An 18,330-nucleotide genomic window follows, 5' to 3' on the forward strand; every position below is an offset into this window, starting at 1 on the left:
CGGGGGGTGCCCGGCGCTTTCTGCTTACTTGGCTTCGGCCTTGGCCAGCATGTCCTGCACCGAGGCGGTGGTGATCGGGTGGTAGCCCGGCTTGGCCTTTTCGAAGGCCTGCTTGGCCAGCTCCAGCCCCTTCGGGGTCTTCACCAGTTCAGCGTAGATCGGCATGATCAGCTTGCGACGGCCGACGCGCTCGATGAACGCAGCGGCCCCTTCGTTGGCCTGCTCGTAACCGCTGCGGATCGCCAGCGGGTACCAGCGCATGGCGATCTCGCCATTCGGGGTACCGGTGAAGTGGAAGGCCTTGTCCAGCGTGGCCAGCTTGTCCAGCGGCTGGGTGGCGCCCAGGCCGTCGATGAAGCGCACCCATTCCTGCGTGCTCCAGTCGGCGATGACCTGGCTGCTCGGCACGGTGCCGGCGCTGGCGAAGGCGATGCGCGCGGTATCGACGCTGCTGAAGTTGCGCGACTGCGCCTTGGCTGCGAACGCCGGGATGCCCGGTTCGTCCAGCCAGGCCTTCAGTTCGGCCTCGGTCACCGCCGACGGGTTCTTCGGCAGCAGGTTCTTCTTCAGGTACTCGACGAACTGGTCGGTGTTCGCGCTCTGGAAGGCGTGGTCATCGAACCAGCCACGCAGGAACGGATCAAAGGTCTCGCGGCCGAAGCGCTGTTCCAGGAACTCCAGGAACCACGAACCCTTGACGTAGGCGACCTGGCTGAGGGCTTCATCGGGGTCACGCTCGTTCAGCGGCGGCAGCGCCAGCGCCTGGTCGGCCGGGCTCATGTCCTTCACTTCGGCCAGCAGGTCGGTCTGGTCGATCTGCTTCTCCATCTCGGCCATCTCCTTGCCGTACAGGGCTTCGGTGATGCGGCCCTGGACGTAGGTGGTGAAGCCTTCATTGAGCCAGATGTCCTTCCAGCTGGCGTTGGTCACCAGGTTGCCCGACCAGCTGTGCGCCAGTTCGTGGGCGACCAGCGACACCAGCGACTTGTCGCCGACGATCACGGTCGGGGTGGCGAAGGTCAGGCGCGGGTTTTCCATGCCACCGAACGGGAACGACGGCGGCAGCACCAGCATGTCGTAGCGGCCCCAGCGGTATTCGCCGTACAGCTTCTCGGCGGCACCGATCATCTTCTCGGTGTCTTCGAATTCCTTGGCGGCCTTGTTGACCATGGTCGGCTCGGCCCAGACGCCGGAGCGGCCGGAGATCGGCTCGAACACCAGGTCGCCGGCGGCGATGGCCAACAGGTACGACGGAATCGGCTGCGGCATCTTGAAGGTGTAGTCACCGTCACGCGCGGCCTTCGGATCGTTGTCGGCGCTCATCAGCACCATCACGTCCGGGCGCGAGACCACGTGCGCGCTGTAGGTGAAGCGCACGCTCGGGGTGTCCTGCAGCGGCACCCAGGAACGGGCGTGGATGGCCTGCGACTGGCTGAACATGAAGGGCAGCTTCTTGCCCTCGGTCATCGACGGCGCCAGCCACTGCAGGCCCGAGGCGGTCGGTGCGGTGTGGTAGCTCACTTCCACCTTGGCCGGCTGCTCCGGGGCTTCGATGGTCAGCTTGCTGCCGAACACCTTGTCAGCGGCGGCCAGCTCGAACTTCAGCGGGCTGCGCGCGCCATCGGCGGCGACCGCCTCGACCTTGGACACGGTCAGCTCGCGGGTGTCGAGCACCAGCTGCTTGGCGTCCTTGTGCTTCCATTCCAGGGTGTAGGTGGCGGTGCCGCCGATCTGCTTCTGGTCGAAGTCCAGCTTCAGATCCAGCGCGATGTCCTTGATGACGACCTTGTCCGGCTCGGCGTACGAGCTTTCGTCGTGGCTGCGGTTCTCGGCGTTCACGGGGGCGGCGGGGGCCTTTGCGGCAGTCGGGGCGGCGGCGGGCGCGGCCGCCTCCTGGGAGCAGCCGGCGGCCAGGGCCACGGCCAGCGGAAGGAGCATCAGCGGATTGCGCATGAATCGGAACCGTTACGGGGATCAAACCCCAATGGTACCTCCCTCCGGCCGCGCAGGCGTTGCGCGGTGCGGGGTAATGGCGGGCGGGGCTGATCCTGCGCCTCCGGCGCATGCCAACCAAGGTTGGCATCTACAGGTGGGTGCCAACCTTGGTTGGCACGGATCTTTCATCGCTCGCGGCAGGCCCGTGCCGACCAAGGTCGGCACCCACCAAAGCGGATGACCGCAGCCTGGGCGTGCCGACCAAGGTCGGCACCCACCAGAGCGGATGACCGCGGCCGGGGCGTGCCAACCAAGGTTGGCACCTACCAAGGCACGACTTACAGCTTGTAGCCGGAATGGATCGAGACGATGCCGCCGGTCAGGTTCTTGTAGTGGCAGCGCTCGAAACCGGCCTGCCCCATCATCGCCTTCAGTTCGTCCTGCGGCGGGTGCTTGCGGATGCTCTCGGCCAGGTACTGGTAGCTGTCCGAATCGTTGGCGAACAGCTTGCCCAGCTTGGGCAGGATCCGGAACGAATGGAAGTCGTAGATCGGCTTGAACCAGTCGGCGGTGACTTCGGAGAACTCCAGCACGCGGGCCTGGCCACCCACCTTCAGCACGCGATACATCTCGCGCAGGCCGGCGTCCTTGTCGGTCACGTTGCGCAGGCCGAAGGCGATGGTGACCAGATCGAAGCTGTTGTCCGGGAACGGCAGGGCCTCGGCGTTGCACTGCACGTAGTCCAGGCCGAGCACCAGGCCGCGGTTGGTCAGGCGGTCACGGCCGACCGACAGCATGCCGGCGTTGATGTCGCCCAGCACCACCGAGCCTTCGGCGCCCACGCGCTCCTTCAGCAGGGCGGCGATGTCGCCGGTGCCACCGGCCAGGTCGAGCACGCGGTCGCCCGGCTTCACCTGCGCGGTCGCCACGTAGTAGCGCTTCCACGCCCGGTGCACGCCCAGGCTCATCAGGTCGTTCATCAGGTCGTAGTTGCGCGCGACCGAGGTGAACACCTGGCCGACCAGCTTCTGCTTGTCCTTGGCGGCGACGTCGCGGAACCCGAAATGGGTGGTACCGGCTTTGTAGGGGGATTCGCTCATGGCCCCGATTATCGCACCGCCGGGAGCCAGCGGCACCCCCTGCCCGTATCATGGCGGGCCACGACTTACCGGAGCCCCGCATGATCACCACGCCCGACTACCAGGCCCTGCTGCAGACCGCCATCGCCGAAGCCCGCCAGGGCCTGGCCGAAGGCGGCGTGCCGATCGGCGCGGCGCTGTACCACAACGACGGCCGCCTGCTCGGCTGTGGCCACAACCGACGCGTGCAGGAAGGCGACCCTTCCGTGCACGGCGAGACCGACGCGTTCCGCAAGGCCGGCCGCCAGCGTCGCTACCAGGACACCATCATGGTCACCACCCTGGCCCCGTGCTGGTACTGCTCGGGGCTGGTGCGCCAGTTCAACATCGGCACGGTGGTGGTGGGCGAATCGCGTACCTTCCAGGGCGGCATCGACTGGCTGCGCGAAAACGGCGTCAACGTGATCGATCTCGACAGCCAGGAATGCGTCGATCTGCTCGGCGGCTTCATTGCGCAGCATCCGGAGATCTGGAACGAAGACATCGGCGAATGAGCACCGCGCAGCGTACGATTGAACCTGCTTAATGAACGCTTCAGTCCTGGCACGCCCTAGTGCCGGCAGCGTTTGCGGCGATTGCTGTGAACCCGTGCACAGTCAGCTGGACTGCCTGCACACGCTGCGGTAACACCCCACCCGCGCAGACCGCCTAGGGTGGGGCTACCGGGACCTACTTCCCCCGGCGGAGCCAGCCATGTGCGCGCACGCCGTACGCCCCACGCCCGACCCGATCCTCGCCGCCATCCGCACGCGCCTGCAGCAGCAGTTCGCGCTGCATCAGCGTAGCGCCCTGTTCTGGACGGCCTACCAGGGCCTGCAGCTGGAACTGGTACAAGGCCGTCCGCTCGACCACGAGCGCCTGTGCAACGCAATGGCCGACATGGCCGAAGAAATGGGCGCGGTCGAGCATGCGCAACTGATCGGCAATCGCAACGCTGGCTGCACATCTCCCTGACGCGGCATCCACTGCCGCTCAGGCCACACTGCGATGAACCCCCACTCCCATCCACTTCAACCGATTGGATCGACATGCACGCTGAAGTTCCCACCATTCCCCCGGTCATCAACGTAGACGCCGAGCTTGACCACTGGCGTCGCCAGCATGCCGACGGCGCCCTGCCGCACAATTCGTTCGGCTCGTACGTACCGTGGATCAAGTTCGCCTGCGATTCGCTGATCACCCAGCCGCGCGCCAGCAATGCGCAGCGCGACGAGATGTTCCAGACCCAGTACGCCCTGCAGATCATGCCGCGCCTGAGTGAAGCCCAGGCCCGCGAGTTCGTCGACCGCTGCTGGCAGCACGTCTACCAGACCAGCCGGGTGCGCCTGCAGGACGCTCCGCGCCTGCGCGCCTGAGCTGCACGGCCCCTGCACAAGGCACTGCCGATCATCCTCGTCACCTGAGTGGGACGACGACGATGAAAGCAGGAAACCTGTTCAATACGATCGCCAAGAAGGCCGCGGCCGCCACCGGCTCGCCGTGGACCTTCCTGGCTGCGGTCGCGATCGTGGTGATCTGGGGCATCAGTGGCCCGCTGTTCGGTTTCAACGACACCTGGCAGCTGGTGATCAACACCGGTACCACCATCATCACCTTCCTGATGGTGTTCCTGATCCAGCACACGCAGAACTCGGACACCGCGGCGATGCAGATCAAGCTCGACGAGCTGATCCGCGCGACGGCCGAGGCCAACAACGAGCTGCTCGACCTGGAAGAGCTGGACGAAGAGCGGCTGGAAGAGATCCGCCGCGAGTACGAGCGCATGGCGCGCGAAGCCGGCGACGCGCTGGCACGGGTGCGCGCCTGCCATGCCACCCGCCGCGACGATGAGGCGGTGTAGCAGCCCTTGGAATGACAATGCCGGCCAGCGGCCGGCACTCCCACCGATCATCCAGGTAGAGCCGGCCGCTGGCCGGCTTCTCTCAGCTGCGCTCGTGCCAGCCGCCGCCCAGCACCTTGTACAACGTGATGCGGTTGGCCTGCTGGGCCAGCTGCGCCTGCAGCTGCGTCTGCTGCGCGTTGTAGGCGGTACGCCGTGCATCGAGCAGGGTGACGAAGCTGTCCAGGCCGGCGTCGTAGCGCGCCTGTGACAGGCGGTTGGCCTGTTCGGCCGCATCCACCAGGCGCTGCTGTGCACTCACCTGCTCATCCAGGCTGACATTCAGCGCAAGCGCGTCGGCGGTTTCGCGGAAGCCGACCTGGATCGATTTCTCGTACTGCGCCAGCGCGATATCGCGGTCGGCGTTGGCAATGGCCAGGTTGGCGCGCAGCTTGCCGCCCTGGAAGATCGGCAGGGTGATCTTCGGCAGGAAGCTCCACACGCGGGTGCCGCTGTCGAACAGGTTGGACAGTTCGCTCGAACCACTGCCAATGCTGCCGGTCAGCGAGATGCTCGGGAAGAACGCCGCGCGCGCCGCGCCGATGTTGGCGTTGGCGGCCAGCAGCTGGTGTTCGGCGGCCATGATGTCCGGGCGCTGCAGCAGCACGTCGCTGGGCAGGCCGGCCGGCGGCGGTGCCAGCGCCAGCAGCTGCGGCTCGATGCTGTCCGGCAGCAGTGATGCATCCAGCTGACCACCGGCCAGCAGTGCCAGCGCGTTGCGGTCCTGGGCCAGCTGCCCACGCAAGCGTGCGGCATCGGTGCGCGCGGTTTCCACCAGCGTACGGGTCTGGGTCAGTTCCAGTGCCGAACTGCCGCCGCGCTCATGGCGGGCTTCGGCCAGGCGCAGCGAATCCTCGTAGGTCTTCAGCGTGGCATCGGCGATCTTCAGCCGCTGTGCGTCGGCACCATAGGTCAGCCACGCCGTGGCGGTCTCGGCCACCAGGCTCAGCTGCGCATTGCGGCGATTGGCCGCCACAGCGAAGTACTGCTGCAGCGCCGCCTCGCTGAGGTTGCGCACGCGGCCGAACAGGTCGAGCTCGAACTCGGCCACGCCCACGCCCGCGGTGAACTGCTCGGTGACGCCGGCGTCGGTGCCCTGGCGCTGCATCTGGCCGGTGACGGCCACGCCGGGTACGCGGTCGGCGCGCTGCACGCGGTACTGGCCGCGTGCGCGTTCCACGTTGAGCACGGCCACGCGCAGGTCGCGGTTGTTCTGCAGCGACTGGTCGATCACCTGCTGCAGGCGCGCGTCGGTGAAGAAGTCGCGCCAGCCGACGGCGGCAACATCGGCCACCTGGCCCTGCGTGGCCTCGGCCGGCCACTGCGCCGGAATGGCCGGCGCGACGGCGGTGTTCTTCGGCACCAGGGTGGAGCAGCCGGCCAGCGCAAGCGCGGCGGCAATGGAAAGGAACAGGGATGCACTTTTCATGGGATGACTTCCATCGGTACTGCCGGAAGGCAGGAGGTGATGCCGGCCAGCGGCCGGCACTACCGTTTCGATTACGTCGTGGATTTGCGCTTGAACACGCGCTGCACCACGACGAAGAACAGCGGCACGAAGAACACGCCGAGCACGGTGCCGACGATCATGCCGCCGAGCACACCGGTGCCGATCGCCTGCTTGGCGCCGGAGCCGGCACCGGTGGAGATCGCCAGCGGTACCACGCCCATGCCGAAGGCCAGCGAGGTCATCACGATCGGGCGCAGGCGGTCGCGCACGGCATGCATGATCGACTCGATCAGGCTGGCGCCCTTCTCGAGGTTTTCCTTGGCGAACTCCACGATCAGGATCGCGTTCTTGCTGGTCAGGCCCACCGTGGTCAACATCGCCACCTGGAAGTAGATGTCGCGTTCCAGGCCCTTGAAGGTGTTGGCCAGTACCGCGCCGAGGATGCCCAGCGGGGCGGCCAGCAGCACGGCGGTCGGCACGCTCCAGCTTTCATACATCGCGGCCAGGCACAGGAACACGATCATCAGCGACAGCGTGTACAGCAGCGGCGTCTGCGAGCCAGCCTGGCGTTCCTGGTAGGACATCGCCGTCCATTCGATGCCGAAGCCCGCCGGCAGCTGCTTGGCCAGCTGTTCGATCTCGGCCATGGCATCACCGGAGGCGACGCCTGGGGCCGGTTCGCCCTGGATTTCCATCGCCGACACACCGTTGTAGCGCTCCAGGCGCGGCGAACCGTAGTCCCAGTGCTTGCTGGCGAACGCGCTGAACGGCACCATCTCGCCCTTGTCGTTCTTCACCGACCAGAGGTCGAAGTCCTCCGGCACCATGCGGAACGGCTGGTCGGCCTGCACGAACACGCGCTTGACGCGGCCGCGATCGACGAAGTCATCGATGTACGAACTGCCCCACGCGGCGGCCAGGGTGCCGTTGATCTGGTCGATCGACAGCCCCAGCGAGGTCGCCTTGGCCGCATCGATGTCGATGCGGAACTGCGGCGTGTCTTCCTGGCCGTTCGGGCGCACGTTGGCCAGCTTCTTGCTGCCTGCGGCAAGGCCCAGCAGCTGGTTGCGCGCGGCCACCAGGGCCTCGTGGCCCTGGCCACTGTTGTCCTTCAGGAAGAAGGTGTAGCCCGAGGCGGTACCCAGTTCCGGAATGGCCGGCGGCGGGAAGGCGAAGATGAAGGCATCCTTGATCTGGCCCAGTGCCGCCATCGCGCGCCCGGTGATCGGCATCACGCCGTTGTCGGCGTCACGCTCGCTCCAGTCCTTCAGCTTGACGAAGGCCATGCCCGCGTTCTGTCCCATGCCGGCGAAGCTGAAGCCCTGCACCGAGAACACCGATTCCACCGCATCCTTCTCGTTCTGCAGGAAGTGGTTTTCCAGTGCCGTGATCGATTCCAGCGTGCGCTCCTGGGTGGCACCGACCGGTGCCTGCACCAGCGCCATCAGCACGCCCTGGTCCTCGTTGGGCAGGAACGAACTGGGCAGGCGCACGAACAGCACGCCCATCAGCACGAACAGCGCCGCCACGATGCCCATGAAACGCCACGGACGGTGGATGATGCCGCGCACGCCACGCTGGTAGCTTTCGCTGGTGCGGTCGAAACCACGGTTGAAACCGTTGAAGAAACGACCGGACCAACCCTTGTGCGCGACGTGGTGCTCGCCCTTCTTCAGCGGCTTGAGCATGGTCGCGCACAGCGCCGGGGTCAGCACGATCGCCACCAGCACCGACAACGCCATCGCCGAGACAATCGTGGCCGAGAACTGGCGGTAGATAACGCCGGTGGAGCCGCTCATGAAGGCCATCGGCACGAACACCGCCGACAGCACCAGGCCGATACCCACCAGCGCGCCGGTGATCTGGCCCATCGACTTGCGGGTCGCTTCGAGCGGCGACAGTCCTTCCTCGGACATGATGCGCTCGACGTTCTCCACCACCACGATGGCATCGTCCACCAGCAGGCCGATCGCCAGCACCATCGCGAACATGGTCAGCATGTTCACCGAGAAGCCCAGCATCGCCAGCACGCCGAAGGTACCCAGCAGCACCACCGGCACGGCGATGGTCGGGATCAGGGTGGCGCGGAAGTTCTGCAGGAACAGGTACATCACCACGAACACCAGCACGATCGCTTCGATCAGGGTCTGCACCACGCCCTTGATCGATACGCGCACGAACGGGGTGGTGTCGTACGGGATCTCGGCCTTCAGCCCGGCCGGGAAGAAGCTCTTCATGTCCTGCAGCGCGGCATCCACGCCGGCCGCGGTGTCCAGCGCGTTGGCGCCGGTGGCCAGGGTGACCGCCAGGCCGCTGGCCGGCTGGCCGTTGTAGCGGGTGACGAAGTCGTAGGACTCGGCACCCAGTTCGACGCGTGCGACATCACCCAGGCGCAGTTCGGCACCGTCCTGCGCACCGCGCACGATGATGTTGCGGAACTGCTCCGGGGTCTGCAGGCGCGACTGCGCGTTGATGGTGGCGTTGAGCTGCTGGCCCTTGACCGACGGCGCACCGCCGAGCTGGCCGATGGCCACCTGGGCGTTCTGCGCCTTCACCGCTGCCGTCACTTCGGCAACCGACAGGCCGTAGGTGTGCAGCTTGTTCGGGTCCAGCCAGATGCGCATGGCGTACTTGCCACCGAACACCTGGATGTTGCCCACGCCCGGCACGCGGCTCAGACGGTCGACGACGTTGGAACCGACGTAGTCGGCGATGTCGTTGGCGTCCATGCTGCCGTTCTCGGACACGAACGCGATGACGTTCAGGAAGCCCGAGCTGGACTTGGCCACGTTGATGCCCTGCCGCTGTACTTCCTGCGGCAGCAGCGGCATGGCCAGCTGCAGCTTGTTCTGCACCTGCACCTGGGCGATGTCCGGGTTGGTGCCGCTCTCGAAGGTCAGGGTGATGGTGGCCTGGCCGTTGGACGAGCTGTTGGAGGAGAAGTAGATCAGGCCATCAAGGCCCTTCATGTTCTGCTCGATGATCTGCGTCACCGAGTCCTCGACCACCTTGGCCGATGCACCAGGATAGGTGGCGCTGATTTCCACCGCCGGCGGTGCGACGTTGGGGTACATCGAGACCGGCAGCTTGAACAGGGCCAGGCCGCCGGCGAGCATGATGATGATGGCGATCACCCACGCGAAGATGGGTCGATCGATGAAAAAGCGTGCCATGGGGTTCTCCGCTTACTTCGCGTCGCCGGCCGGGGCGGCAGGCTGGGCGGCTGCCGCCGGCTTGGCCGGTGCAGCGCCCTTTTCGGTGGCCTTGACCGGCATGCCGGGGCCGATCTTCTGCAGGCCTTCGACAATGACCTTGTCGCCGGCCTTCAGGCCGTCGTCGACCAGCCACTTGTCGCCGACCGTGCGGCTGACCTTGACCGGGCGCACTTCGACCTTGTTGTCCTTGTCGACCACCATCGCCGTGGTGTCGCCCTTCGGATCACGGGCGATGCCCTGCATCGGCACCAGCACCGCATCGCTGCGCACGCCGCCGCCGATCACCGCACGCACGTACATGCCCGGCATCAGCAGGCCGTCGGGGTTGTCCACCTTCACGCGCAGGCCGAAGCTGCCGGTGGCCGGATCGACGCTGACTTCGGAAAACTCCAGCGTGCCCTTGTGCTCGAAAGTGCTGCCGTCTTCCATCAGGATGCTGACCGGCAGGGTCTGGTTGTCCTGCAGGCGGCCGGCGGCCAGTTCGCGACGCAGCTGCAGCAGCTCGGCCGAGGACTGGGTCAGGTCGACGTAGATCGGGTCCAGCTGCTGCACGGTGGCCAGCGCGTTGGCCTGGCCGGCGCTGACCAGCGCACCCTGGGTGACGCTGGACTTGCCTATGCGGCCGCTGATCGGCGCGGTGATGCGGGCATAGCCGAGGGTGACGTTGGCCGCGTCCAGCGAGGCCCTGGCGGCACCGACATCGGCCTCGGCCTGCTTCTGCGCGGCCACGGCGTTTTCCAGGTCCTGCTGGCTGACCGCGTCGACCTTGGCCAGCTCGGTGATGCGCTTGGCGCTCAGGCGGGCGGCGTTGGCGGTGGCTTCGGCGCGGGCCAGCTGGGCGCGGGCGTTGTTGGCCTGGGCGCGGTAGCTGGCGTCATCGAGCTGGTACAGCGGCTCGCCGGCCTTGACCATGCCGCCCTCGGTGAACAGGCGCTTGGCAACGATGCCGTTGACCTGCGGGCGCACTTCGGCCACCAGGAAGGCATTGGTGCGGCCAGGCAGTTCGCGGGTCAGGCCCACGGTCTCGGACTTCAGCGTGACCACGGTGACGTCGCCCGGGCCCTGTTCGGGGGCCTGGGGTTGGCCGCCACAGGCAGCCACGGTCGCGGCGATGGCCAGCGACAGCGCGAAGGGTCGGATTCGGCTCAGCAACATGACGGAAAGGCTCTTAGGGGAAGGAATCTCAAAAAACGCTGATACGGGCCAGAAGCGCCAGCAGACAACGCATGCCGGCGGTGAGTGGTAGCCAGAACGGGCCTGCCACGCACACGGCGGGAATGATGGGTGCGAAATATACATACATGCGTGTTTGTTTGTAAACCGGTACAATTCAGCCACGTTTCACCCGCACTCGTACCCACACCCATGGCCCGCAAGACCAAAGAGGACACCCAGGCAACCCGGGAAGGCATCCTTGACGCCGCCGAAGCCTGCTTCCATGAACACGGCGTGGCCCGTACCACGCTGGAGATGATCGGCGCGCGCGCCGGCTACACCCGTGGCGCGGTGTACTGGCACTTCAAGAACAAGAGCGAGGTGCTGACCGCGATCGTCGAGCGCGTGCACCTGCCCTTCATGCAGGAACTGGAACGCACCTCCACCGACCAGCGCGATACCCCGGTGGAAGACCTGCGCGCGGTGATGATCCACTCGTTCATCGAGCTGTCCGAGGACGAGCGCCTGCGCAAGACCATGGAGATCATGCTGCGCAGCGATGCCTCGGCCGATACCAGGGTGCTGACCGAAATGCAGCAGGCCGGTTTCCGCGATGCGCTGGACCGCATGGAACGGGCGTTGCGTCGCGCCGGGGACCTGGGCCAGCTGCGCGACGGCGCCGACCCGAAGATCGCCGCGCGCATGCTGCACGCCACGGTGCTGGGCGTGCTGCATGGGGCGATGGTCGAACCGGAACTGATGGACCTCAAGCGCGACGGCATGCTCGCGCTGGACATGACCCTGGCCGCCTACGTGAAGGACGGCATATTCGTGCCCGGAACGGTGCCCGAGCCGTTGCCGGAGGCGTGAACCGGGTTGCGCCTGGCGCCGCGGCCCTGCACCCTCCCTGCTTCTCCCCGGAAACGCAGCGATGATCCTGGACAACGTGGTATGGGGCTTCATCGGTTGCGGCAGCGTCACCGAAAAGAAGAGTGGCCCTGCGCTGGCCGGCACGCCCGGTTCACGGGTGGCTGCCGTGATGCGGCGCAATGCGGCACTGGCCGAGGATTACGCACGGCGCCATGCGATTCCCCGCTGGTATGCCGATGCCGATGCGCTCGTCGCCGATCCGGAGGTGAACGCGATCTACGTCGCCACGCCGCCCTCCACCCACATGCAGTACGCGTTGCAGGCCATTGCGGCGGGCAAGCCGGTCTATATCGAAAAGCCCATGGCCATGGACCATGGCGAGTGCGTGCGCATTCTGGAGGCCAGCGCACGCAGTGGCGTACCGGTGTTCGTTGCTTATTACCGACGCGCCCTGCCCCGCTTCGCGAAGGTCAAGCAACTGCTGGACAGCGGCGCGATCGGTACGCCGCGCAGCGTGCGCGCGACCCTGCACCGGCCACACTCGGCGCATGCCACATCGCCGGACTTCTGGCGGACCAACCCCGCGATCTCCGGCGGCGGCCTGTTCGTCGATCTCGGCTCGCACACCCTGGACCTGCTCGACCATCTGCTGGGACCGCTGAGCGATGTCAGCGGCCTGGCCAGTTCGCAGGCAGGCGCGTATGCGGCCGAGGACAGCGTCTCGATGTGCTTCCGCACCGGAACCGGTGCGCACGGCATCGCGCAGTGGAGCTTCTGTGCGTTCCGGCGCCAGGATGAAATCGAAATCACCGGCGACCGTGGGCAGCTGCGTTTTGCCACCTTCGAGGACGCCCCGGTGCTGCTGGAAACCGACGCGGGCATGCAGGCGTTCGAGATCCCGAACCAGCCTTCGATCCAGCAGCCGTTGATCGCCCATCTCGTCGACGAACTACGCGGCCACGGACGCTCGCCCTCGACCGGCCTCAGCGCCGCCCGCACCAACGCGGTGATCGACCAGGTACTGCGGGCCTACCGCGCCAGACAGTGAATCCACGTCATGCGTGGATGCCCTTCGCGCAAGAAAAAGGCCGCCTTTCGGCGGCCTTGTGCATTACAGGATGTAGCGGCTCAGGTCCGGGTCCTGCACCAGCTCGCCCAGATGCGCATCGACGTAGGCACTGTCGATGGCCAGCGTCTCGCCGTCGCGATCCGGTGCCTCGTAGCTGAGCGAATCCAGCAGGCGCTCCAGCACGGTATGCAGGCGACGAGCGCCGATGTTTTCCTGCCGTTCGTTCACCTGGAAGGCGATCTCGGCCAGGCGCTCGATGGCATCGGCGGTGAAGCTGACCTTGACGCCCTCGGTGGCCAGCAGCGCTTCGTACTGCTTGGTCAGCGCGGCCTTCGGCTCGGTCAGGATGCGCACGAAATCGTTCTTGCTCAGCGCGCCCAGCTCCACGCGGATCGGGAATCGGCCCTGCAGCTCCGGAATCAGATCGCTGGGCTTGGCCAGGTGGAACGCGCCCGACGCGATGAACAGGATGTGGTCGGTCTTGATCGTGCCGTACTTGGTGGACACGTTGGAGCCTTCCACCAGCGGCAGCAGGTCACGCTGCACGCCTTCGCGCGACACATCGCCGCCGCCCACGTTATCGCCACGCTTGGCGACCTTGTCGATCTCGTCGATGAAGACGATGCCGTGCTGTTCGCAGGCTTCGATCGCCGCGGTGCGGATGTCGTCCTCGTTGACCAGCTTGCCGGCTTCTTCCTCGATCAGCAGCGGGCGCGCGGCCTTGATGGTCAGCGTGCGCTTGTGCGCCTTGGCGCCGCCACCGAGGTTGGCGAACATCGACTTCAGCTGCTGGCCCATTTCCTCCATGCCCGGCGGGGTCATGATGTCCATGCTGACATTGGCGGCCAGGTCGAGTTCGATCTCGCGTTCGTCCAGTTCGCCATTGCGCAGCATCTTGCGGAACTTGATGCGGGTCTCGTTGTCCTGCGCCGACGGCTCGTTGCGGGCCACTTCCGGATCGAAACCGATGCCGCCACTGCGGCGCGGCAACAATGCATCGAGGATGCGGTCTTCGGCGCGTTCTTCGGCCTGCGTACGCACGCGCACCTTGGCCTGTTCGCGGTACAGCTTCACTGCGGTATCGGCCAGGTCACGGATGATCTGCTCGACGTCCTTGCCGACGTAGCCCACTTCGGTGAAGCGGGTCGCTTCGACCTTGACGAACGGCGCGTTGGCCAGCGTGGCCAGGCGGCGCGCGATCTCGGTCTTGCCGACGCCGGTCGGGCCGATCATCAGGATGTTCTTCGGCATCACTTCATTGCGCAGCTCGGGCACCAGCTGCATGCGGCGCCAGCGGTTGCGCAGGGCGATGGCCACCGCGCGCTTGGCGTCGTGCTGGCCGACGATGTGCCGGTCCAGTTCCTGCACGATCTCGCGCGGGGTCATGGTGGCGGAGGAAACTTCGATCTTCGACATGGATGTGCTCACGGATTCGTTGTCGGTCGTGCCGGCCGCTGGCCGGCAACCAGGCACGCGCGTGGGGGATCATGAGGGTGCCGGCCAGCGGCCGGCACGACCTCAGAGTTCCTCGACCACCACGTTGCGGTTGGTGTAGATGCAGATGTCGCCGGCGATGCCGATCGCTTCGCTGGCAATCGTGCGCGCATCCAGTTCGGTGTGCGCCATCAGCGCGCGGGCAGCCGACAGTGCATAGGAGCCACCGGAACCGATGGCGATGATGCCGTCCTCCGGCTCGATCACATCGCCGGTGCCGCTGATGATCAGCGAGGTTTCCTTGTCGGCCACCGCCAGCAGGGCCTCCAGCTTGCCCAGGCGGCGCTCGGTGCGCCAATCCTTGGCCAGCTCGACCGCCGCGCGCTGCAGCTGGCCGTGCTTTTCCAGCTTGGCCTCGAACAGCTCGAACAGGGTGAAGGCATCGGCGGCGGCACCGGCGAAGCCGGCCAGCACCTGGCCGTCGCGGCCCAGGCGGCGCACCTTGCGCGCATTGCCCTTCATCACGGTGTGGCCCAGCGTGACCTGGCCGTCGCCGGCAATGGCCACGTGCTCGCCGCGACGGACGCAGACGATGGTGGTGGCGTGGAAAACGTTGGGGTTCTGACTGGGGTCCATGCGGCCTCCGATAGCTGTTCACGGGACATGGGGACAGCGCTGGGTGCGATCAAGCCTGCGCGGATGGCTGCCGTTCAGCGCTTTGCTTGCGAAGGCCGCTCCGGATTGGGCTCGATCCCCTAGGCGAGGTACCAGTCTTCACCCTGCGTCTCGATCGGATGCTGGGTGCGGCCGGAGCCATTGCCGCAGGCCAGCGCGTCGGCCGCGCAGTAGCGGTCGCAGCCCCAGCAGATACGCTCGGGGTGTTTGGGATGCAGGGGAATCGGCTTCGCCATGGCGGCGGTGTCCTCGTGGCCTGCGGCCACGATGCGCCGTTTGCATCAGACCTGCCCTGATCCAGATCAAGGGGGGGGGCTATTCAGCCTTGTCGCTCTTGCTGCGGCGCTTGGCGCGCGGATGCGCGGCGTCGTAGACCTTGGCCAGGTGCTGGAAATCGAGGTGGGTGTAGATCTGCGTGGTGGCGATGTCGGCGTGGCCGAGCAGTTCCTGCACGCCACGCAGGTCACCGGATGATTCCAGGATGTGGCTGGCGAAACTGTGCCTCAGCATGTGCGGATGCACGTGCTTGAACAGGCCCTGGCGCTGGGCCAGCTGGCGGATGCGGATCTGCACCGCGCGTTGGCTGATCGGCCCGTTGCGGCCGGGAAACACCGGCGAGGCCGGGCCGCCTCCGCTTTCCGCGCGCCAGGCCAGCAGCGCTTCGCGTGCGGGGCGGCCGAACGGCACCCGGCGCTGGCGGTTGCCCTTGCCCAGCACGTTGACCAGGCCGCTGTCGAAATCCAGGTCGCGCCAGGTCAGCGCACACACTTCGCTCAGGCGCAGGCCCGAGGAATAGAACAGTTCCAGCAGCGCGCGGTCGCGGCGGCCGAGTTCACCTTCCGGTTCCAGTTCGACCAGCTGCACCGCTTCGTCGGCATCGAGCACCTGCGGCAACCGCCGCGGTGCACGCGGCGCTTTCAGCGTCGCCGCCGGGCTGACCTCGATGCGGCCGTGCTTGAGCAGCCAGGCGTAGAAACTGCGGCAGGCAGACAAGCGGCGCTGCAGGCTCTTGGCCGACAGCCCACGACGATGCTCATCGGCGACGAACTGGCGCAGCGTTTCGGCATCGAGCGCTTCCACGGTCATGCCACGGTGCTCGGCCCATGCCGACAGCGCGTCCAGGTCGCGGCGGTAGGCGTCGAGCGTGTGCGCCGACATCCGCCGCTCCACCTGCAGGTGCTGCAGGAAGGCCTGTACCGCGCTCATCGTCGACGTGTCCTGCTCACCCGGCGAAGCGCTTCAGGCCAGTGGCCAGGGCGTCGCCCATCATGCGCAGGAATAGCGTGCCCATGCCCGGGTAGAAGCGGTTCGGGTCATGGCTGCCGACCGCGATCAGGCCCACACCGGGCAGCGGCAGCAGTGCGGTGGTCTGCACTTCCTCGCTGCGCACGCCATACAGCACAGCATTCTTTTCCGGCTGCAGGCGGCCGCAGATCGGCTCGCCGTCCTTCAGGCAATCGCGGAACGGACCCAGCTGCGGATCATCGGCGGCGATCACCTGCAGCCAGTCGGCCTGCTCCAGCCCGGCCACCGGCGTATGCACCACCAGCCGCACCAGATCGCCGGCGAAGTCTTCCTGCAATGAAGCGGCCATCGCGCGCAGGGTGTCTGCGGCGTTGTCCTGCTTCATCAGCGCCAGGGTCAGCTGGTGCGTGCGCACCGCCAGGCGTTCATTGATCTGCGCGGTCGCGCCCAGGTCGGCCAACCGTCGTGCCAGCTCGCGGTTCTTCTCGCGCAGCACTTCCAGCTGATAGCTGGCCAGCGACGCGGTCGGGCCGTCGTCACGCGGCACCACCAGGGTCAGGGCCAGGTCCGGGAACTGCTTGAGGAAGCCCGGATGCCGCCGCAACCAGGCGGCAACTTCATGGGCCCCGAGCTTGTCGACGGTTTCGGTCATGCGATCCACTCCCCTTCGAAGACGAATGCGGTCGGGCCCGCCATCACCACCGGCTGGCCGTCGCCCGGCCACTGGATGCGCAGGTCGCCCCCAGGCAGGCTGATGCGGGCATCGTGCTGCAGGCGGCCACGCTGCATCAGGGTCACCGCAGCGGCGCAGGCGCCACTGCCGCAGGCCAGGGTTTCGCCGACGCCGCGCTCGAACACGCGCAGGCGTGCGTGCGCCGGACCCATCACCTGGGCAAAGCCCACGTTCACCGAACGCGGGAACGACGCATGCTGCTGCAGCAGCGAACCGACGCGCTCGACCGGTGCGGCATCGATCAGGCCCACTTCGATCACCGCATGCGGGTTGCCCATCGACACCGCGGCAAACCGCACGCTCTCGCCCTGCAGCGGCAGCAGGTATTCCTCACGGGCGTGGGCGAAGCCCATCAACGGCACGTTGGTCGGTTCGAATGCCGGCACGCCCATGGTCACCGCGAACTGGCCATCGCCCAGCACCTTCACTTCATGGCTGGCCAGCGGGCTGTCGATGACGAACGCATCGCCCTGCGCACTGCCCTCGCGCACCAGCCACGCGGCAATGCAGCGCGCGCCGTTGCCGCACTGCTCGGAGTTGGAACCGTCGGCATTCCAGATCCGGTACGAGGCCACCGAACCGTCCGCACGCGGCGCTTCGATGGTCAGGATCTGATCACAGCCCACGCCGGTATGGCGATCCGCCAGGCGCGCGGCCAGCTCGGGCGTGGGCGGCGCGGTGCCGTCACGCAGGTCGATCACTACGAAATCATTGCCCGCGCCATGCATCTTGCTGAAGCGCAGGGCGCTGGAACCGGCCTTACCCATTCCCGCCGCCCGCCTTCTTCGCGGGCGCGGACGCCGGCGGGGTGGTCGGTGCGGCCGGGTCCGCGGTCGTGGCCGGAGTTTCGCTGCCCTGGGTCTGCGCCGGAGTCGCCTCGGTGGCCGGTTCGGCAGCCGGCTCGACGGCTTCTTCCACCGGCACCGGCTTCTGCGGCAGTACCAGCGGGCCCTTGTTGCCGCAGGCGGCAAGGAACAGCAGCGAGGCCGCTGCCAGCGGAATCAGGATGACGTTTCGATGGGGGATCTTCATGCCCCGAGTATAGCCATTGGCGGCTGAGCGGTAGGTGCAGGGGATCGGGTTGCCGGCCAGCGGCCGGCACTACCGCTCCGGTGGCGGCAACGGCCGCGTCCACAGCCAGATCGCCACCACGGTCATGCTGCCGATCGAGAACCACTTCACCCAGGCGATCGGCACGCACCACAGCATGATGGCGGCACACACCGCCATGGTGATCGTGGCCATCCACTTGCCGTAGCGGCTGACCGCACCATGCGCCTGCCAGTTGGCGATGGCCGGGCCGAAGCGCGGATGCTGAATCAGCCACGTGTGCAGGCGTTCGGAACCGCGCGATGCGGCCCAGGCCGAGATCAGGATGAATACGGTGGTCGGCAGCCCCGGCACGAAGATGCCGACGATGCCGGTAGCCAGGCTGACGTACGCCAGCAGCCACCACGCCCAGCGGAAACGCACCACGCGCGGTGGCGTGGTGACGTCGCCGGGGGCGGAAGGATCAGGCGCGCTCATGGCC

The 18,330-nt window shown here is 66.9% G+C and carries 19 protein-coding genes; 6 read left to right on the top strand and 13 right to left on the bottom strand.

Annotated elements, in window-relative coordinates:
* Nucleotides 1-24: 24 nt before the first annotated feature.
* Nucleotides 25-1,953: a M1 family metallopeptidase gene (locus N5C18_RS02945; RefSeq protein ID WP_279943799.1), complete on the bottom strand. Its 1,929-nt coding sequence runs from the start codon at nt 1,951-1,953 to the stop codon at nt 25-27.
* Between the two features lie 320 nt (nt 1,954-2,273).
* A complete protein-coding gene (gene ubiE, locus N5C18_RS02950; protein WP_006471026.1) occupies nt 2,274-3,035 on the bottom strand; it encodes a bifunctional demethylmenaquinone methyltransferase/2-methoxy-6-polyprenyl-1,4-benzoquinol methylase UbiE in 762 nt (253 codons plus the stop codon).
* Nucleotides 3,036-3,115: 80 nt separating this feature from the next.
* On the opposite strand from ubiE, the gene N5C18_RS02955 reads away from it, so the two are divergent.
* The 4 genes from N5C18_RS02955 to N5C18_RS02970 all read left to right on the top strand — a co-directional run bounded on the left by N5C18_RS02955 (nt 3,116) and on the right by N5C18_RS02970 (nt 4,914).
* Entirely contained in the window at nt 3,116-3,568 is a 453-nt protein-coding gene (locus N5C18_RS02955) for a nucleoside deaminase (protein WP_005411083.1), read from the top strand.
* Between the two features lie 199 nt (nt 3,569-3,767).
* Nucleotides 3,768-4,028 (top strand): hypothetical protein, encoded by a 261-nt coding sequence (locus N5C18_RS02960; RefSeq protein WP_053510897.1) that lies wholly within the window; start codon nt 3,768-3,770, stop codon nt 4,026-4,028.
* A 74-nt stretch (nt 4,029-4,102) separates the two neighbouring features.
* Complete coding sequence (locus N5C18_RS02965; protein ID WP_008266057.1) at nt 4,103-4,429, top strand: hypothetical protein; 327 nt, start codon at nt 4,103-4,105, stop codon at nt 4,427-4,429.
* A 62-nt stretch (nt 4,430-4,491) separates the two neighbouring features.
* Nucleotides 4,492-4,914, top strand: coding sequence for a low affinity iron permease family protein (locus tag N5C18_RS02970; protein ID WP_164241429.1), 423 nt, complete (start codon nt 4,492-4,494; stop codon nt 4,912-4,914).
* An 82-nt stretch (nt 4,915-4,996) separates the two neighbouring features.
* On the opposite strand, the gene smeF is transcribed toward N5C18_RS02970, so the two are convergent.
* The 3 genes from smeF to smeD all read right to left on the bottom strand — a co-directional run bounded on the left by smeF (nt 4,997) and on the right by smeD (nt 10,773).
* Complete coding sequence (gene smeF, locus N5C18_RS02975) at nt 4,997-6,382, bottom strand: multidrug efflux RND transporter outer membrane subunit SmeF (protein WP_053510899.1); 1,386 nt, start codon at nt 6,380-6,382, stop codon at nt 4,997-4,999.
* A 71-nt stretch (nt 6,383-6,453) separates the two neighbouring features.
* Nucleotides 6,454-9,576 (bottom strand): multidrug efflux RND transporter permease subunit SmeE, encoded by a 3,123-nt coding sequence (smeE, locus tag N5C18_RS02980; RefSeq protein WP_164241427.1) that lies wholly within the window; start codon nt 9,574-9,576, stop codon nt 6,454-6,456.
* Nucleotides 9,577-9,588: 12 nt separating this feature from the next.
* On the bottom strand, nt 9,589-10,773 hold the full coding sequence (gene smeD, locus N5C18_RS02985; RefSeq protein ID WP_053510902.1) for a multidrug efflux RND transporter periplasmic adaptor subunit SmeD: 1,185 nt from the start codon (nt 10,771-10,773) through the stop codon (nt 9,589-9,591).
* 210 nt (nt 10,774-10,983) lie between these two features.
* Here smeD and smeT point away from each other — a divergent pair, with 210 nt between their 5' ends.
* Together smeT and N5C18_RS02995 are read left to right on the top strand one after the other, a co-directional pair.
* Nucleotides 10,984-11,643 (top strand): efflux transporter SmeDEF transcriptional repressor SmeT, encoded by a 660-nt coding sequence (gene smeT, locus N5C18_RS02990; RefSeq protein WP_053510904.1) that lies wholly within the window; start codon nt 10,984-10,986, stop codon nt 11,641-11,643.
* A 61-nt stretch (nt 11,644-11,704) separates the two neighbouring features.
* Nucleotides 11,705-12,691: a Gfo/Idh/MocA family oxidoreductase gene (locus N5C18_RS02995; protein ID WP_279943801.1), complete on the top strand. Its 987-nt coding sequence runs from the start codon at nt 11,705-11,707 to the stop codon at nt 12,689-12,691.
* A gap of 63 nt (nt 12,692-12,754) precedes the next feature.
* Here the strand turns inward: N5C18_RS02995 and hslU are convergent, their stop codons facing one another.
* The 8 genes from hslU to N5C18_RS03035 all read right to left on the bottom strand — a co-directional run bounded on the left by hslU (nt 12,755) and on the right by N5C18_RS03035 (nt 18,326).
* A complete protein-coding gene (gene hslU, locus N5C18_RS03000; protein WP_006471086.1) occupies nt 12,755-14,128 on the bottom strand; it encodes an ATP-dependent protease ATPase subunit HslU in 1,374 nt (457 codons plus the stop codon).
* Between the two features lie 102 nt (nt 14,129-14,230).
* Nucleotides 14,231-14,782, bottom strand: coding sequence for an ATP-dependent protease subunit HslV (gene hslV / locus N5C18_RS03005; protein WP_005411093.1), 552 nt, complete (start codon nt 14,780-14,782; stop codon nt 14,231-14,233).
* 119 nt (nt 14,783-14,901) lie between these two features.
* Nucleotides 14,902-15,057, bottom strand: a complete 156-nt coding sequence (locus N5C18_RS03010; protein WP_279943802.1) for a DUF3079 domain-containing protein — start codon at nt 15,055-15,057, stop codon at nt 14,902-14,904.
* A gap of 79 nt (nt 15,058-15,136) precedes the next feature.
* The gene (gene xerC, locus N5C18_RS03015) at nt 15,137-16,027 is read right to left on the bottom strand and encodes a tyrosine recombinase XerC (RefSeq protein ID WP_279943803.1); all 891 of its coding nucleotides are present in this window, start codon (nt 16,025-16,027) and stop codon (nt 15,137-15,139) included.
* 16 nt (nt 16,028-16,043) lie between these two features.
* The gene (locus N5C18_RS03020; RefSeq protein WP_279943804.1) at nt 16,044-16,718 is read right to left on the bottom strand and encodes a DUF484 family protein; all 675 of its coding nucleotides are present in this window, start codon (nt 16,716-16,718) and stop codon (nt 16,044-16,046) included.
* Entirely contained in the window at nt 16,715-17,566 is an 852-nt protein-coding gene (gene dapF / locus N5C18_RS03025; RefSeq protein WP_279943805.1) for a diaminopimelate epimerase, read from the bottom strand. The genes N5C18_RS03020 and dapF overlap by 4 nt, the downstream gene beginning before the upstream one ends.
* Nucleotides 17,559-17,831 (bottom strand): lipoprotein, encoded by a 273-nt coding sequence (locus tag N5C18_RS03030; RefSeq protein ID WP_053510908.1) that lies wholly within the window; start codon nt 17,829-17,831, stop codon nt 17,559-17,561. Before N5C18_RS03030 ends, dapF begins: the two co-directional genes overlap by 8 nt.
* Before the next feature lie 69 nt (nt 17,832-17,900).
* The gene (locus tag N5C18_RS03035; RefSeq protein ID WP_279943807.1) at nt 17,901-18,326 is read right to left on the bottom strand and encodes a YbaN family protein; all 426 of its coding nucleotides are present in this window, start codon (nt 18,324-18,326) and stop codon (nt 17,901-17,903) included.
* Nucleotides 18,327-18,330 lie beyond the last annotated feature (4 nt).

It is taken from the genome of Stenotrophomonas sp. GD03930 (assembly GCF_029839665.1).
GTDB lineage: Bacteria > Pseudomonadota > Gammaproteobacteria > Xanthomonadales > Xanthomonadaceae > Stenotrophomonas > Stenotrophomonas forensis.